The organism is Streptomyces spiralis (assembly GCF_014654675.1).
GTDB classification, from domain to species: domain Bacteria; phylum Actinomycetota; class Actinomycetes; order Streptomycetales; family Streptomycetaceae; genus Streptomyces; species Streptomyces spiralis.
Genome location: NZ_BNBC01000154.1, coordinates 1 through 744, shown reverse-complemented (window position 1 = coordinate 744; position 744 = coordinate 1). Strand labels below are relative to the sequence as shown.

General features: G+C 58.1%; 1 rRNA gene. It reads right to left on the bottom strand.

The features are described 5' to 3' along the window. A 23S ribosomal RNA gene (locus IE318_RS44455) occupies positions 1–744 on the bottom strand; the annotation flags it as partial.

Sequence of the window (744 nt, the reverse complement as noted above, 5' to 3'; positions counted from 1 at the left end):
GACAAGCCCTCGGCCTATTAGTACCGGTCACCTCCACACCTTACGGTGCTTCCAGATCCGGCCTATCAACCCAGTCGTCTACTGGGAGCCTTACCCCATCAAGTGGGTGGGAGTCCTCATCTCGAAGCAGGCTTCCCGCTTAGATGCTTTCAGCGGTTATCCCTCCCGAACGTAGCCAACCAGCCATGCCCTTGGCAGAACAACTGGCACACCAGAGGTTCGTCCGTCCCGGTCCTCTCGTACTAGGGACAGCCCTTCTCAAGACTCCTACGCGCACAGCGGATAGGGACCGAACTGTCTCACGACGTTCTAAACCCAGCTCGCGTACCGCTTTAATGGGCGAACAGCCCAACCCTTGGGACCGACTCCAGCCCCAGGATGCGACGAGCCGACATCGAGGTGCCAAACCATCCCGTCGATATGGACTCTTGGGGAAGATCAGCCTGTTATCCCCGGGGTACCTTTTATCCGTTGAGCGACGGCGCTTCCACAAGCCACCGCCGGATCACTAGTCCCGACTTTCGTCCCTGCTCGACCCGTCGGTCTCACAGTCAAGCTCCCTTGTGCACTTACACTCAACACCTGATTGCCAACCAGGCTGAGGGAACCTTTGGGCGCCTCCGTTACCCTTTAGGAGGCAACCGCCCCAGTTAAACTACCCATCAGACACTGTCCCTGATCCGGATCACGGACCCAGGTTAGACATCCAGCACGACCAGACTGGTATTTCAACGACGACTCCAC